The sequence below is a fragment of the Roseomonas sp. SRI_022 genome (assembly GCF_057586215.1).
The window spans coordinates 65,718-80,856 of sequence record NZ_JBYCZL010000025.1; the positions used below are offsets into that span (position 1 = coordinate 65,718).

17 protein-coding genes and 1 other RNA gene are annotated in these 15,139 nt (G+C 70.2%); 8 read left to right on the forward strand and 10 right to left on the reverse strand.

The genetic code is table 11. From position 1 onward, the window contains the following. Nucleotides 1-62: 62 nt before the first annotated feature. The 4 genes from recR to ffs form a co-directional block, all read right to left on the reverse strand. The gene (gene recR / locus AC2YHJ_RS21580; protein WP_487398237.1) at nucleotides 63-659 is read right to left on the reverse strand and encodes a recombination mediator RecR; all 597 of its coding nucleotides are present in this window, start codon (nucleotides 657-659) and stop codon (nucleotides 63-65) included. Between the two features lies 1 nt (nucleotide 660). Beyond that, nucleotides 661-984, reverse strand: a complete 324-nt coding sequence (locus AC2YHJ_RS21585) for a YbaB/EbfC family nucleoid-associated protein (RefSeq protein WP_347542230.1) — start codon at nucleotides 982-984, stop codon at nucleotides 661-663. Between the two features lie 18 nt (nucleotides 985-1,002). Further along, nucleotides 1,003-2,928: a DNA polymerase III subunit gamma/tau gene (locus AC2YHJ_RS21590; RefSeq protein ID WP_487398238.1), complete on the reverse strand. Its 1,926-nt coding sequence runs from the start codon at nucleotides 2,926-2,928 to the stop codon at nucleotides 1,003-1,005. 52 nt (nucleotides 2,929-2,980) lie between these two features. Further along, an RNA gene (ffs, locus tag AC2YHJ_RS21595) (signal recognition particle sRNA small type) lies at nucleotides 2,981-3,071 on the reverse strand. 101 nt (nucleotides 3,072-3,172) lie between these two features. On the opposite strand from ffs, the gene AC2YHJ_RS21600 reads away from it, so the two are divergent. The 4 genes from AC2YHJ_RS21600 to AC2YHJ_RS21615 all read left to right on the forward strand — a co-directional run bounded on the left by AC2YHJ_RS21600 (nucleotide 3,173) and on the right by AC2YHJ_RS21615 (nucleotide 5,706). Next, complete coding sequence (locus tag AC2YHJ_RS21600) at nucleotides 3,173-3,643, forward strand: YHS domain-containing (seleno)protein (RefSeq protein ID WP_487398239.1); 471 nt, start codon at nucleotides 3,173-3,175, stop codon at nucleotides 3,641-3,643. Between the two features lie 175 nt (nucleotides 3,644-3,818). After that, nucleotides 3,819-4,415, forward strand: coding sequence for a hypothetical protein (locus AC2YHJ_RS21605; RefSeq protein WP_487398240.1), 597 nt, complete (start codon nucleotides 3,819-3,821; stop codon nucleotides 4,413-4,415). Nucleotides 4,416-4,474: 59 nt separating this feature from the next. Beyond that, a complete protein-coding gene (gene nudC, locus AC2YHJ_RS21610) occupies nucleotides 4,475-5,398 on the forward strand; it encodes an NAD(+) diphosphatase (RefSeq protein WP_487398241.1) in 924 nt (307 codons plus the stop codon). Further along, nucleotides 5,395-5,706: a hypothetical protein gene (locus tag AC2YHJ_RS21615; RefSeq protein WP_487398242.1), complete on the forward strand. Its 312-nt coding sequence runs from the start codon at nucleotides 5,395-5,397 to the stop codon at nucleotides 5,704-5,706. The genes nudC and AC2YHJ_RS21615 overlap by 4 nt, the downstream gene beginning before the upstream one ends. A 54-nt stretch (nucleotides 5,707-5,760) precedes the next feature. On the opposite strand, the gene AC2YHJ_RS21620 is transcribed toward AC2YHJ_RS21615, so the two are convergent. Continuing rightward, nucleotides 5,761-6,264 (reverse strand): DUF2244 domain-containing protein, encoded by a 504-nt coding sequence (locus tag AC2YHJ_RS21620; RefSeq protein WP_487398243.1) that lies wholly within the window; start codon nucleotides 6,262-6,264, stop codon nucleotides 5,761-5,763. 114 nt (nucleotides 6,265-6,378) lie between these two features. Here AC2YHJ_RS21620 and nth point away from each other — a divergent pair, with 114 nt between their 5' ends. Continuing rightward, nucleotides 6,379-7,023 carry an endonuclease III gene (gene nth, locus AC2YHJ_RS21625; RefSeq protein ID WP_487398254.1) on the forward strand — a complete coding sequence of 215 codons (645 nt, stop codon included), beginning with the start codon at nucleotides 6,379-6,381 and terminating at the stop codon, nucleotides 7,021-7,023. Nucleotides 7,024-7,049: 26 nt separating this feature from the next. Continuing rightward, nucleotides 7,050-7,361, forward strand: a complete 312-nt coding sequence (locus AC2YHJ_RS21630; protein ID WP_487398244.1) for a hypothetical protein — start codon at nucleotides 7,050-7,052, stop codon at nucleotides 7,359-7,361. A 379-nt stretch (nucleotides 7,362-7,740) separates the two neighbouring features. Here AC2YHJ_RS21630 and AC2YHJ_RS21635 read toward each other — a convergent pair whose 3' ends face one another. Further along, nucleotides 7,741-8,175 (reverse strand): RES family NAD+ phosphorylase, encoded by a 435-nt coding sequence (locus AC2YHJ_RS21635; protein WP_487398255.1) that lies wholly within the window; start codon nucleotides 8,173-8,175, stop codon nucleotides 7,741-7,743. Beyond that, nucleotides 8,172-8,561: a type II RES/Xre toxin-antitoxin system antitoxin gene (parS, locus tag AC2YHJ_RS21640; RefSeq protein WP_487398245.1), complete on the reverse strand. Its 390-nt coding sequence runs from the start codon at nucleotides 8,559-8,561 to the stop codon at nucleotides 8,172-8,174. The genes AC2YHJ_RS21635 and parS overlap by 4 nt, the downstream gene beginning before the upstream one ends. A 355-nt stretch (nucleotides 8,562-8,916) precedes the next feature. Here parS and AC2YHJ_RS21645 point away from each other — a divergent pair, with 355 nt between their 5' ends. Continuing rightward, nucleotides 8,917-9,786 (forward strand): calcium-binding protein, encoded by an 870-nt coding sequence (locus AC2YHJ_RS21645; RefSeq protein WP_487398246.1) that lies wholly within the window; start codon nucleotides 8,917-8,919, stop codon nucleotides 9,784-9,786. 332 nt (nucleotides 9,787-10,118) lie between these two features. After that, a complete protein-coding gene (locus AC2YHJ_RS21650; RefSeq protein ID WP_487398247.1) occupies nucleotides 10,119-11,429 on the forward strand; it encodes a calcium-binding protein in 1,311 nt (436 codons plus the stop codon). Between the two features lie 64 nt (nucleotides 11,430-11,493). Here AC2YHJ_RS21650 and typA read toward each other — a convergent pair whose 3' ends face one another. From typA to AC2YHJ_RS21665, 3 genes are all read right to left on the reverse strand, one after another. Beyond that, entirely contained in the window at nucleotides 11,494-13,332 is a 1,839-nt protein-coding gene (gene typA / locus AC2YHJ_RS21655; RefSeq protein ID WP_487398248.1) for a translational GTPase TypA, read from the reverse strand. Between the two features lie 253 nt (nucleotides 13,333-13,585). After that, nucleotides 13,586-14,320, reverse strand: a complete 735-nt coding sequence (locus AC2YHJ_RS21660; RefSeq protein WP_487398249.1) for a hypothetical protein — start codon at nucleotides 14,318-14,320, stop codon at nucleotides 13,586-13,588. Between the two features lie 294 nt (nucleotides 14,321-14,614). After that, nucleotides 14,615-15,139, reverse strand: a 525-nt coding sequence (locus AC2YHJ_RS21665) for a DUF6683 family protein (protein WP_487398250.1), incomplete at its 5' end; no start/stop codon positions are given.

Consider the following 15,139-nt stretch of genomic DNA (forward strand, 5'->3'; position numbering starts at 1 on the left):
GGGGCACGTATGCCCCCAGCGGGGGGTCCGGGGGGCTGGCCCCCCGCTGCCGTCCCACCGCATCACAGCGCCCGCCGCGCCTTGAACGCTGCCGTCAGCGTGCCGTCGTCGAGCACGTCGAGTGCGCCGCCGATGGGTACGCCCTGAGCCAGGCGGGTGATGGTGCAGCCGGTCGGTTTCAGGCGGTCGGTCAGGTAGTGGGTGGTGGTGGCGCCGTCGACGGTGGCGGGCAGGGCGAGGATGACTTCCTCGATGCCGTCGCCTTCGATGCGGCGGAGCAGGGGCGTGATGGAAAGGTCTTCGGGGCCGGTGCCGCCGAGGGCGGAGAGCAGGCCGCCGAGCACGTGGTAGGTGCCGCGGTGGGCGTGGGCGCGTTCCAGCGCCCAGAGGTCGGCCACACCTTCGACGACGCAGACCAGGCGGCGGTCGCGCTGGTGGTCGGCGCAGATGTGGCAGGGGGATGCGGCGTCGAGGTTGCCGCATATTTCGCAGGGGCGCACGGAATCGGCGGCGGCGCGCAGGGCGTCGGCGAGCGGCAGCATCTTGTCGCCGGGGTCCATCAGCATCTTCAGCACGGCGCGCCGCGCGCTGCGCCGGCCGAGGCCGGGCAGGCGCGAGAGCAGCGAGATCAGATGCTCGATGGGGTCGTTCGGCAGCACGTCAGAAGGGCAGCTTCATCCCGGGCGGCAGGGAGATGCCGGCGGTCGCCTTCTGCATCTCCTCGGCCATGGTGGCCTCGACTTTCTGCTTGGCGTCGGCGTGCGCGGCGACGAGCAGGTCTTCCAGCACCTCGCGCTCGTCAGCGTTCATCAGGGACGGGTCGATGGTCACGCGGCGCAGGTCGCCCTTGCCGGTCAGGCGCACCTTGACCATGCCGCCGCCGGCCTGGCCTTCGACCTCGGTGGCTTCCAGCTTCGCCTGCATTTCCTGCATGCGGGACTGCATCTGCTGCGCCTGCTTCAGCATGTTGCCGAGGTTCTTCATCGCGGGGCGTGCCTCATCTCAATCGTCGTTGGGTTGTTCGTCGTCGGACCAGGCGGTCTCGGCCTCGGGGGGCGCGAAGTCGCGGCCGTCCATGTCGTCGTCGGGCTCGGCGGTGATGGCGGCGGGTGTGGGCAGCAGGCCGTAATCGTCGGCCGCGGCGTCGCGCACCGCCTCGATGGTGGTGCCGGGGAAGGCGGCGAGGATGGCCTGCACGAGGGGATGGCTGCGCGCGGCTTCCAGGCGATCGCTCTCGGCGTTGCGGCCCTGTGCGGCGAGGGTGGGCTCGCCGTCCTCGTTGCTGATCGTGACGGTCCAGCGCGTGCCGGTGCGCTCGGCCAGAAGTGACGTCAGTTGTGCCGCGAGGTCGCGCGGCGCGGAGGGCTCCGGGCGGATCTCGATGCGGCCGGGGGCGATGCGGACCGGGTGCACGTAGTGCAGCAGATTCGCATGCAGCATCGGCTGGACGCCGGAGGCCAGCGCGACGACCTCCCGCCATTCGCGCGGCTGCGGCAGGGATGGCGCGGGGTCCGGCGCCATCGCGGCAACCGCCCCGCCACCGGCCATCGCGCGCAGCCCGCCGGAGCCACCGCCAGGATTCGGTCGCGGGGCGGCGTCGGTGCCGCCGGATTCGGTCAGCCGCTTCACGATCTCGCCCGGCGTCGGCAGATCGGCGACATGGGCGAGACGGATCAGCACCATCTCCGCCGCCGCTCGGCGATCGACGCCTTCCTGCTGCACCTCGGCGATGCCCTTCAGCAGCATCTGCCAGGCGCGCGCCAGCGTGGGGACCGACAGGCGAAGCGCGAGGGCGGCGCCGCGCGTGCGTTCCGCCTCGGTCAGCGTTGCATCGTCCTTCAGCGCTGGCGCGGCGCGGAAGCGCGTCAGCAGATGCGTGAAGTCCGCGAGGTCCTGCAGCATGGCGAGCGGATCGGCGCCGACCTCATGCGCGCGGTCGAGGATGGCGAGCGCCGCGGCGACATCGCCGCCCATCACCGCTTCCATCAGGTCATAGACCATGAAGCGGTCGGCGAGGCCGAGCATGTCGCGTACGCTCTCCCCGGTGACGGTGCCGCCACCCGCGAGGCCGATCGCCTGGTCGAGCAACGACAACCCGTCGCGCACCGAGCCGTCGGCGGCACGCGCGACCATGCCGAGCGCCTCGCCCTCGACCTCCACGGCCTCCTTCTGCGCGATGCGGCCGAAATGGTCGCGCAGCATCTCCACCGGGACGCGGCGGAGCGAGAAGGTCTGGCAGCGGCTGCGGATGGTGACCGGCACCTTCCGCAATTCCGTCGTCGCCAGCACGAAGGTGACGGAGGGCGGCGGTTCCTCGAGCGTCTTCAGCAGCGCGTTGAAGGCCGCGCCGGACAGCATGTGGCACTCGTCGAGGATGAAGACCTTTTGCCGCGCCTGGGCGGGGCGGAAGCGCAGCGCCTCGCGCAGTTCGCGCACGTCATCGACGCTGTTGTTCGATGCTGCGTCCATCTCGGTCACATCGGGATGGCGGTCGGCGAGGATGGCGCGGCATTCGGCGCAGACGCCGCAGGGGTCCACGGTCGGCCCGCCCTTGCCATCCACGCCGACGCAGTTCAGGGCGCGGGCGATGATGCGCGCGGTTGTGGTCTTGCCGACGCCGCGCACGCCGGTCAGCAGGAAGGCGTGGTGGACGCGCCCCTGCGCGAAGGCGTTGCGCAGGGTTCGAACCAGGGCTTCCTGGCCGATCAGGTCGTCGAAATTCGTCGGGCGGTACTTCCGCGCCAGCACGCGATAGGGGCCGGTCGCAGCTGCGACGGGCGCGGGCGGCGGGGCGGCGGGCGGTGACCGTGGCGGCGCGGGATCCCCGAACAGGCCCGGCCCATCGGGGGCGGGCGGCTCGGGCAGGCCTTCCTCGGCGGCGACATCCGCATCCTGCGCAGAAGGGGAGCCGAGGAGGTCGGGGGCCATGCTTTCCCTGATGCGGCGCGGCCGCGCAGGGCCGGTGTGGCTTGATAGGGTGGAAGGCCGGCGAGCGACCCGGGCGAGAACCCGTTACGGCTGCTTCCTTCCGGACCTGACCGGGTTGGCGGGGAGCCCGTCCGCCGCCGACCTTCCGAGGGCACCATATCATGCGCCGGGGTCCGGACGCCAATGGGGGGTCCGTAACCGGGGGCGGAATGGCGGCGAAGGGGTCGGTGAAGGAGACACGGACATGGCCTTTTCCCGCCGCTCGATGCTCTGGATGGTGCCGGGTGCGACAGTCGCCGTGCCGATGGGCGCGTTGCTGTTCCCTGCCCTCGCGCGGGGCGCGCAGGTGAATGCCGAGGACGGCGTGGCGGTTCGCGGCACCGATGTCGTCGCCTATGTCACCGACCGCCGGGCGATGCCGGGCCGCGCCGAATTCAGCCACGCCTGGCGGGGTGCGACCTGGCGCTTCGCGTCGGCAGCCAACCGGGACCGATTCGCCGCCGACCCGGAACGCTACGCCCCGGCCTATGGCGGCTTCTGCGCCTATGCGGTCAGCGAGGGCTACACCGCGCCGATCGACCCGGAGGCATGGAGGATCGTCGATGGCCGGCTGTACCTGAATTACGACCGGGCGGTGCAGCGCCGCTGGGAACGCGACATCCCCGGGCGCATCGCGCGCGCGGACGCCAACTGGCCGCGGCTTTCGGCGCAATAGGGCGGATCATGCGAGAGCCGGCGCGGCTTGCTGTCGCCTTCTCCTAGCCCGTCCGGGCCACATGCATGCCGTCGCATACGGTCATGCAGGATCGGATGTCACGCCCTGTCACGGATCTGCGCTTTCTTCCGACCACGGACCGGCATGGCGCCGCATCCCCGTGGATGGAAGAACGATGCAGGATGCTTTCGCCCTGGCGCTCGCGGCGCCGGGAAGTCTTGCCGCGACGCCCGACGACGACTGGCTGTCCCTGCCCGAGGAGGATCTCGCCGCCATGCATGCGGAGGCGCTGGCGCTGTACCGCCGGGAGGGGGACGAGGTGCCGTTCGCCGGTGCCGCGGCCAGCCTGGCGCTGTTGCACCAGCTGATGATGGCCCGCGCCGTGGTGCGCAGCCTGGGCACGCCGCCGGCGCAGGCCCGCGCGGCGATGCGTTCCGACCACGCGCTCGGCTACCTGTTCGGCCTCGCTTCGGGTAGCGCCCGCCCGGTCCCCGACCACCACGACGAGCGCGGCGTCGCCGGCACGCTGATGATGCTGCACGACCTTGCCTATGGGCGGCAGGCGGCCGAGGCACTGACCGCCGCGCTGCTCGCCGAGGGCACCTCGCGGGTGGGCGAAGGCTTCGCCGACGGCATGCTGGCCGCGGCCGCGGATTTTGCGGGCCTCGAACGCTGGCGGCGCGGGGCCGGCGGTGCGCTGCCCGGCGGGCTGCTCGACGGCCTCGGCTGGTCCTGCTGGTCCCGCGACGGCACGGGCAGCCTTCCGAACTGACCAGCGCGGGGGTGCCGCGGATGGACGGCCGACAGGCCCCGTGGCAGGTTCCGGCCAGCATGCTCTCCATTCCTGCCAGCCGCCCCAATGCCTATACCGGCAGCCCGCTCGACCGTGCCGGTGAGAAGCGGGACGATGCCGCCTTCATCGGCTCCGCGCTGTCCCATCCCGACACGCTGTTCGCCCCCGTCTGGCGGGCGCGCAGCCTGATGAAGGGCGTCGCGGATGGCCATCCCGAAGCGGTGCTGCTGACCGGCGGCGCGGCCGAGGCGGTGCGCATGGCCGACGGCCCCTGGGCCTTCCTCGGCCTGTGGGAAGGCCGGCCTTGCTTCGCTGTGGATTGTTCCCACGCCGACGACCCGCTGCCGCTGCTGCCGGACGGCATGGGTGCCTTCACCGACCTGCGCCAGGTCGCCGGCCTGCTGCCGCCGGGCGAGGCCAGCGTGCTCGCCCATGCGCGCGGGCTGATGCATTGGCGCACCAAGCACCGCTTCTGCGGCATCTGCGGGTCGCGCTGCGAGGCGCGCAGCGCCGGCCACGTCATGGTCTGCCAGGGCTGCGGCGCGCAGCATTTCCCGCGCACCGACCCGGCCGTGATCATGCTGGTGGTGAAGGGCGATTCCTGCCTGCTCGGCCATTCCCACCGCTTCCCCAATGTCACGATGTACTCGACGCTGGCGGGCTTCGTGGAACCGGGCGAGAGCCTCGAGGAAGCCGTTCGCCGCGAGGTGAAGGAGGAAGCCGGCGTCGATGTTGGGCAGGTTCTGTACCACTCCTCCCAGCCCTGGCCGTTCCCGTCCTCGATCATGCTTGGCTTCCATGCCGAGGGGCTGTCGGAGGAAATCCGCATCGACCCCGAGGAGCTGAAGGACGCGCGATGGTTCTCCCGGGATCAGATCCGCAATCACAAGGAGCTCGGCTTCTCACTGCCGCGGGCGGATTCGATCGCGCGGCGGCTCATCGAGGATTGGATGTCGTCGTGACGCCACGCTGGCCTGCCGCCGCGGCGCTGCTGGCCGCGGCGCTCGTCCTCGGCGCCTGCCAGTCGGGCGGCGTCTGGGCCAATGTGCCGGTGGACAGTTCGCCCGATGCCCAGGCCTGCCGTGTCGAGGCGGAGAACAACCCCGAGGCCAAGCGCATCGCCGACAGCGGCACCTCGGGCAACGTCGCCCATGACGAGGAGGTGCGCCAGCAGCTGCTCGTGCTGCTGCCGCGCCTGTGGCGTCAGTGCATGATGCGCCGGGGCGCCATCCGCGGCGGCGTGGAGCCGGTGCGCCGCGTCACCTTCTGACAAGCCCAAACTCCGATCGGATTTGGGTTTGGCCTTGTCCTGCGCGGGAGCCGGTCAGCGTAGCTGGGGATTGTCGAAATCGGGCCGCTGGGCGCGGGCCAGGGCGCCGGCCAGCGCGTCGTGCAGCGCGGCTTTCTCCTCGGCGCCAAGATGGCGGCCGATCTCGACCCCAAGGCCGCGGCTTTCGATCCGCAGCACGCCGGCATGGGCCGGATCCGGCCGGTGCACCGCCCGCGCCCAGTAGGGGTCGAGCACGACATCCTCCCGACGGCCGCGCGCATCGGTGTGGGTGACCACCAGCCGGTCCGTCGTCAGCATCACGACCTCTGTCATGCGGGCGCTGCCGCGGACATGGATCGCCACCAGGGCGAGCGCGAAGCCGACCTCCAGCCCCAGGAAGGGCAGGATCGGCCAGGCGCCCAGCAGCAGGAACAGCGTGCCGGTCAGCCCGGCGAACAGCGCGAGCAGCACCGCCAGCACGCGAAAGCCGCGCGCGCCGAGGGAACGCGGGGGCGTGCAGACGACCTGGAACAGCACGGGTTCGGCAGGGGGTGCCATGCCGAGGCAAGATAGGTCAGGATTGGCGCGACGCCAGACATGCCCGCCATCCCCGCCGCCCGCCCCAAGCGCCCCGACCATGGCACCGCCGCAGCACCTCGCCGCGCGCGACTGATGCCGCCCGCCCAGGCGGAAGCCTTCATCCGCGCCCTCGCCACCGCCAACCCGGCGCCGGAGACGGAGCTGATCTATCACGACCCCTTCACCCTGCTGGTCGCCGTGGTGCTGTCCGCGCAGACCACGGATGCCGCGGTGAACCGCTGCACGCCGAAGCTGTTCGCCGCCGCCCCCGATCCGGCCGCGATGGCGGCGCTGGGGGCTGAGGGCATCGGCCCCTACATCCGCTCGATCGGGCTGTGGCAGGCCAAGGCGAAGAACGTCGCCGCCCTGGCGCGCGACCTGGTGGACAAGCATGGCGGCCAGGTGCCCGGTGAGCGCGAGGCCCTGGAAGCCCTGCCCGGGGTGGGGCGCAAGACTGCCAATGTCGTGCTCAACATCGCCTTCGGGCACAACACCATGGCGGTGGACACGCACATCTTCCGCCTGGGCAACCGCTGCGGCCTCGCCCCCGGCAAGACCCCGCGGGAGGTCGAGGAGAGGCTGGTCAAGCGCTGCCCGCCCGAGCTGTTGCGGGACGCGCATCACTGGCTGATCCTGCACGGACGCTACATCTGCAAGGCGCGCGCACCGGAATGCTGGCGCTGCGTGGCGCGCGCCTTCTGCAATTATCGCGACAAGGTTCTGGCGCCGCCGGTCTGAGGCCGCGGCGCATTGGGGAGACACGCATGACGTTCCGTCGCATCGCCCGGCCGCTGCTGGCCCTTCTGCCCCTGGCCGTGGCGGGCTGCGCCCAGGGCGGGGTCTGGGCGAATGTTCCCGACGATCCCGGCCCCGCCGCGGCGGCCTGCCGACGGGAGGCGGAGCGCAGCCCGCAATACCGCCTTTATGGCGAGATGGGCGGCGGCAACGCCGCGAACAACGAGGAGATGCGCCAGCAACTGCTGGTGCTGCTGCCGCAGATCTACCACCAATGCATGATCCGCAGCGGCGCCATCCCGCCCGGGACGCCGCAGCCGCCCGCGCGGGTGACGTTCTGACCGGCGCGGTCGGGCGCACTTTAAACTTTAGCGCTTTAGGATTTTAGGTTTTTAAGCCTTTAAGTCCAAGCCATGCCGCGTGTCGCGTAGCCGGGGCGGTCCCGATCCGGCCGATCAACCGGCCGGGGCCGCGCGCCGGGGCGGCGGAAATGCCCCTGACGCCCGACGCCGGACCTGCGACGAACTCCAGCAGACGGAGCGCACGGGCCGGCCGTCGAGAACGATGGCTCGTGGTCTGAGAACGAAGTCTGCCGGGCTTCGGAATCGGAACCCCGGGCGCAATCTGCCGCTCTCGCCCGATCGGCGGCGGGGCAGAGCCCTGGCGGATGATGGGGTGAATATATCAGGAAAAATATCCTGAGAGCCAGCGCTTTCCGCCCTACCGCGCGCCGAGCCACAGCCGGGGATCGAAGGCGAAGGGGTCGATTGCCTCGATCCGCGCCGCCGCCGCAGCCGGATGGGCCGGGTTCAGCAGCAGGTTCGCCGCCGCCGGCACCAGCACCGACGGTACCCGCAGCACCGGCAAGCCCGCCCCTTCCAGCCAGGCATCGCCAGCCGCACGCGGGTCATCCGGCAGGCTTGCCAGCGCCTCCGCATCCTCGGGCAGGGCAAGGCGCATCATCACGTAGTCGGCCGGCAGCAATTCGGGCGGCAGGTCCAGATGCACCCGCACCTCCAGCACTGCGAGCGCGGGGTGGTCGGCGGCATAGACCATCGCCCGGCCGGGGCTGTTCCAGCGGCCGCCGAAGCGCCGCGCGCCTTCGCCGGACAGGTCCGCGAAGGGCCGCCGGCAGAGCCGCCAGGCGGTGATCAGGCGGCGATTCCGTGGGCGATGCGCCCGAGCAGCGTTTCCACCTGCCGCGCGCCGATCTCGGTATCCAGCAGGTCGAGCGGCGCCTCCCCGCCCAGCGCCACGGTCGGGCGACGCAGCCAGAGCCCGGCGCGGATGCGGTCGGCGAAGGTCGCCTCCGCCTCCGACAGGATGCGCAGGATGCGCAGCAGCCGGTCGGACTGGTCCGGCGTCAGCCGCCCCTTGGCGCGGCGATGCGCCAGCGTCTTGCGCGGGATGGCGAGGCGGTCGAGCTCAGCCGGCGTGATGCGGCCGGAGGCCAGGGCGTCATCCACCGCGGAGATCGGCAGTCCGGCGCGGACGGCGGCGATCAGATCGGGCGCGAGGGTATCGAGGGCGAAAGCGGACATGGCGATATGCCCATAGCATACGGGCATATGCCCGCGACAGGACAATTTCGGTTGCATAGCGCGGCCTTATGCAATCCAAATTCGTAACGAATTTGTTGGCGCCAGGAAGCCCCCTGACCTAGGCTCCCGCCCCCATGGATCGCAGCGGGGTCCGTATGGCCCGAATGATGCGACTGCAGGACGCGCGGCGGCGACCGGTGGATCGCCAGAGACCGCCCGACCCCCATCGCTCCATTCGGCATGGCCCGGACCATGACGAAGCACGCCGCCCGCGGTGTCGGGCGCGGGCGGCGCCATCGCGTCGCGCGGATGCCGGCCTCCGGCCGCCTTCCGCCCTTCGGAGGAGAGCAGGACCATGTCGAAAGACAAGCAGCCCAAGAATAACGGCCATCACGGCCTGGACGACGGGTTCTTCTGGGATGACGGCGAGAAGATCCAGGGCGGGAACCACAGCGACAGCATAACCGTGCATGGTGACTGCAACACGATATGCGGCGGGAACGGCGATGACCGCATCGAGGTGTTCGGCGACCGGAACATGCTGCTCGGCGAGAACGGGAAGGACGTCCTCGTAGCCTGCGGCGACTGGAACCGCCTCGATGGAGGCAACGGCAACGATAACCTGACAGTGCGCGGGGACGACAACCAGCTGTTCGGCGGCAACGGCACGGACTGCCTGGTCGCGGTCGGGGAAGGCAACCGCCTCTTTGGCGGGAACGGCGTCGATCGGCTGACGAGCGCGAGCGCCGGCGGCTTCCGCGAAACGGGGGAAGGCAATGTCCTCACCGGCGGCCAGGGCTTCGACGTCTTCGTGTTGCGCAACCTGAGCGACCTGCGCGTGGTGAACGATGAGGAACCGCACGGCTTCTTCCCGCCATCCTTCGGCGAGGGCATCGTCAGTCGCGGTGACATCATCCGCGGCGTGATGGACGAGATTACCGACTACCAGGCAGGCGAGCGCATTGTCGTCGGCGCGAGCCACGAGGCGGCCCGGCCGGTCGGCCTCGACGACTTCGCCCCAGGCCACAAGCATCTGGAACTGGCGGATGGCGAATACGCCTTCATCCGCGGCGACCTGATCGCTGACGGCACCTTCGAGGTGGACCGCAACGGCGGAGACCTGTTGCTCGTCTATGACGCGTCCGGCGGCGGGGATGCGCTGGCCCGGCAGGGCGCCGTGGTCCTGCAAGGCGTGACGGACCCTGATTCGGTCTTCGTCTGCTGATCGGCGGCCGCGCATGACGGCCTGGCCATGGTGCGTGTGGCCGGCGACCGGATCAGGATCATGACGCCCGCCTGAACGACCGGGCGAGGACGTTGCTCGCCGACTGCCTCGACGCGTGAGGCCGTCGGCGTAGCGGCCGCGTCGTGGCCGACGCGGCGGGCGAACGCGCGTGACCGGCGGCGGGGGCCCTTGTATCATTCCGCGCAGCGACGGCCGCTCTGGCGACGGTCTCCCCGGACAATCCTCGACGCGGCCGCAGCCATGCCGGGATCGCAGGAGGACCCTTCTTCCGCGCCGGATTTCATCGGCGAGCACAGCGGAGGGCGACGGCGATGCCGATATTCAGGCTGACCGACGGGAACGACTTCCTCTGGGACCTCGACCGCAGATGGGATGACCTCGTTGGGACCCTCGACTACCGGGTCCTGGTGCCAGGCAGTGACTGGAACGGCCTGGTCGCCGGGAAGGGCAACGACACCGTCAACATCATCGGCGACGGGCTTGTGCTGATCGGCGGCAAGGGCGACGACCTCCTCGCGATCCACGGCTCCGGGAACCTGATCCGCGGCGGCGACGGCCAGGACGAGATCGCCGCCTTGGGCGGCGGCAATTGGGTCCACGGCGGGAACGGGAACGACCTGATCCAATCCGCTTCGAGCGACGAGAGCGTGATCTTCGGCGGCAACGGGAACGATGAGCTGCGGGGATCCGGGACCGACTGCCTGTTCGAGGGCGGCAATGGCGCCGATACGATCAACACCGACGGGAACGGCAATCTTCTCTTCGGCGGCAACGGGAGGGACGAGCTCCACGCCCGGGGAACCGAATGCTGGCTCGCGGGCGGGAACGGCAACGACTTGGTCGCGGCCGGGCTGATCTATCCCGCCGGCGGCTCGAACCGGCTGGATGGCGGCAACGGCAGTGACACCCTGCAGGCGCAAGGCGGGAACAATCAGCTCTTTGGCGGGAACGGAAATGACCGGCTCGTCGTGATACCCGATCAGCTCAGGGTCGGCCGCGCCAACGAACTGTACGGCGGCGACGGTGCCGACCTGCTGCAGGTGACGTCGTGGTTCAATCAGCTCTTTGGCGGGAACGGCGCGGACACCCTTGTTGCGACCGGCAACGGCAATCGGATGTACGGCGGCAATGGCGCGGACATCCTGGACAGTACGAGCTTCAGCGTCATCATCCGATTTCAGGGTGAGTCGATCGGCCAGGGCAATGTCCTCACCGGCGGCCGCGGGCCCGACATCTTCGACCTGAAGAACAGCAGCACCCTATTCATCGCGAACGATGCCGAACATGTCGGCGCGCATGGCGAGGGCCGCGGCATCGTCAGCGACGGCGACGTCATCCAGGGCGTGATCGACGAAATCACGGATTACGGCATCGGCGACCGTTTGCGCATCCGTGCGACCGAGCGCGTGGAAGGCCCCGTCGGCGTGGTCGACACCATTGCCCGAGGTGACGCGCTCGATCTCACGGATGGGGAATACGCGCTCATCCGCGGCACGTTGCTCGAGCCGGGGCATTTCGAGGTGGACGGGCAGGGCGAGGCGTTGCTGCTCGCCTACAATAATGCGCATGGCGCCGTGGTCCTGCACGGCGTCACCGATCCGGACCTGGTGATCGTAGCCTGATACGCCCGGCATCGTTGCCGGGCGTATCCGCACGCGGCGCCGCCTCAGCGGCGCCGCAGACGGGTCACGCCGCCTCGGATTCCGCCCGCCGTGCGTGCTTCTTGCGCTCATGCGGGTCGAGATACCGCTTGCGCAGCCGCACCGCGCCGGGCGTCACCTCCACGAGTTCGTCGTCCTCGATGTAGGCGATCGCCTGTTCCAGCGACATGCGCCGGGGCGGGATCAGCAGCAGCGCCTCATCCTTGCCGGCGGCGCGGATGTTGGTGAGCTTCTTCTCCTTGATCGGATTCACGTCGAGGTCGTTGTCGCGCGAATTCTCGCCGAGGATCAGGCCGACATAGACCTTGTCGCCGGGGTTCACGAACAGCGTGCCGCGTTCCTGCAGGTAGAACAGCGCATACTGGATCGCCTCACCGTCCGCGTTGCTGATCAGCGACCCGTTACGGCGGCCCTCGATCACGCCGGCCCAGGGCTGATAGCCAAGGAACAGGCGGTTCATCATGCCCGTGCCGCGCGTGTCGGTCAGGAATTCGCCGTGGTAGCCGATCAGGCCGCGCGAGGGGATGTGGAAGGTCAGGCGCACCTTGCCGCCGCCGGACGGCCGCATGTCCTGCATCTGGCCCTTGCGGATGGACATCTTCTCGACGACGACACCGGAATAGGTCTCGTCCACGTCGATCAGCACTTCCTCGAAGGGCTCTTCGCGCTCGCCGGTCTGCTCGTTGTCGCGCGTCAGCACGCGCGGGCGGCCGATGGTCAGCTCGAAGCCTTCGCGGCGCATCTGCTCGATCAGCACGCCGAGCTGCAGTTCGCCGCGGCCGGCCACCTCGAAGGCGTCCACTTCCTCGGACACCTTCACCTTGATGGCGACGTTGCCCTCGGTCTCCTTCATCAGGCGGTCGCGGATCTGGCGCGAGGTGACCTTCTTGCCCTCACGCCCGCCGAGCGGGCCGTCATTGATGCGGAAGGTCATCGCGAGCGTCGGCGGATCGACGGGGATGGCGGGCAGCGGCTCGGCGACTTCCGGGGAGGCGATGGTGTCGGGGATGGTGGCGTCCGACAGGCCGGCGATGGCGATGATGTCGCCTGCCTTCACCTCATCCACAGGGACGCGGTCGAGGCCGGAGAAGGTCATCAGCTTGGTCAGGCGGCCGGATTCGACGACGCTGCCATCCTGGCGCAACACGCGCACGGGCATGTTCAGCTTGGCGACGCCCTGCGCCACGCGCCCGGTCAGGATGCGGCCGAGGAAGTTGTCGGATTCCAGGATCGACGCGTTCATCGCGAAGGGTGCGTCGAAATCGACGTCCGGCGCGGGCACATGCGACAGGATCAGGTCGAACATCGCCGAGAGGTCCTTGCGCGGACCTTCCAGCGTCGTGTCCGCCCAGCCCTGGCGGCCCGAGGCGAAGAGCGTGTGGAAGTCGAGCTGCTCATCCGTCGCGCCGAGGGCGGCGAACAGGTCGAACACTTCGTCATGCACTTCGTGTGCGCGGGCGTCCTGGCGATCGACCTTGTTGATGACGACGATCGGCTTCAGGCCGCGGGCCAGCGCCTTCGTCAGCACGAACTTGGTCTGCGGCAGCGGGCCTTCGGCGGCGTCGCACAGCACGATGGCGCCATCGACCATGGACAGGATGCGCTCGACTTCACCGCCGAAATCGGCGTGGCCGGGCGTGTCCACGATGTTGATCTTCACGCCCTTCCATTCCACGGCGGTGGACTTCGCCAGGATGGTGATGCCGCGTTCGCGTTCCAGGTCGTTGCGGTCGAGCGCGCGCTCGGCGACCTGCTGGTTGGCGCGGAAGGCGCCGGCCTGCTTCAGCAGTTGGTCCACGAGCGTCGTCTTGCCGTGGTCGACGTGGGCGATGATGGCCACGTTGCGGATATGGGCGGCGCTCATCGCGGCCTCCTGTGTCGGGTGCCATACGGCAAACCGCGCCCCTGCCCCGGTCGTGGGCGGGCGGCGTGGTCTTCGGTCGGCGGATTGTGCGCCGCACACATAAGGGCGTCGTTTCAGGAAAGCGAGAAAAAAAGCCGAGGGCCACCGATGTCATGCACGCATGGCGGCCCGCGGCGGGGGGTAGTGCCGCGGGCCGCCTTGCAGCGGGATTGCGCCGGACGTCAGGGGGAAGTGTCCCGGCGCAAGTCGCCCGCTACATGCCCATGTTGCGAGTCATGCTGGCCGCTTCGGCCATCAGGGCCGTGGCGGTATTCACGTCGCGGCGGCCGAGGGCCACACGGGCCTGGGCCATCCTGGCGACGGCACCATCACGGATCGGGATTGTTTCAGTCCCCGCGATGGTGGACCGGGTCAGGAGCAGGCTTTCGGCCCGTTCCACCAGCTCGCTCGAGAGCACCAGGTTGCCCTGTCGCGCGGCCTGTTCGGCCTGGCCGAGCAGCGCGATCGGCGAGGTCGTCGGGGCCACGGCATCCGCCACCGCCGAGGTGCGGTCACCGCCGTTCAGGATCGCGCCCTGCATGGGCAAGGCCGGGTTCGGCGGGAAGGCCGCCGGCGGCGGCACGACGGGCGCCCAGGCAACCACCGGCGCGGGATAGGTGGGCGCGACCGGCGGGGACGGATTGCCCCGGAGCGGCTCCCCCACGCCAGGGGCGAAGGGGACCTCGGCCGCAGCGCCCTGGGGCGGCTGCGCTGGCACATAGGCCGGCGCGGCGGACACGGTGGGGCTGTAGACCGTGCCCAGGGCCGGGCCGACGCCTGGTGCCGGCGTCACGGGCGCGGCGTAGCCGACCGGCGGCGCCACCGGAACCGGGCTGGGCGCGTAATACGGCGCGGCAGGCGGTATCTGGCTGCTGTACACCTGGGCCATCGTCGGTGTCGCAGCCAGTCCCAGGCCGACGATCGCGAGGCTGAGCGTGGTACTACGCATGATGTCCTCCTCTCGCGGGTTGGACGATGAACAGAAACGACCAGAATGTGGCCATCCCGTGACCTGCCATGCGAATCGCGTCTATTTCATCGTGACATCGATTTCGGCAGGGTCATGCCGCTCGGGATTGCGGCAGCACTTCCCCGCTTCGGTCGGTCGACGGTTCAACGCATGGCGAGCGACATGGTTGCGCAATCGCCAGGGGGCCGCGTGCCCGGCGGATACGAGAAAGGCGGCCGGATGCACCCCGGCCGCCTCGTGATGCTCGGGCGGTAGGCTTGGCCCCGTCCGCGGTTACCGTTCCTGGAACCCGGACGGCGTCAGCGCGAAGCGGCGCAGGTCGATCCCCTGCCACTGCGCGACGGCCTGGGCGACCTCGGCGCGGTAGGCGATCACCTGCGGACCGGCGCCGGCATTGCGCAGGTCCTGGTGGCGCGCGGCAATGGCCATGGCGTGGAAGGCGAGCGTCTCGGCGGTGGCCTGGCGTTCGGCCTCGCTCAGCCGCGACATCGCGGCATTGCCGGCGAGCATCTGCCGCGCCTGGCCGCGTACCGCGGCGATCCCCGCCGGCTGGGCCAGCGCATCGCCGCCCGTCGCGACCTCCCAGGCGATCAGGTAGAAGGCGGCCACGACGTCGGCCAGGTCGCGTGGGTCATAGCCATGCTGCCGCAGCAGCCGGTCGAATTCCTCCCACGGCCGACCGGAATTCACGGCGGCGCGCAGCGCATCGGGGTTCGGGCTGGTCGGCAGGGCGGAGGCCAGCGCCTGCTGCCGCACCCGGGCGGTGACGCCAGGGTTCGGGGTGAAGGCCGTCGGGCT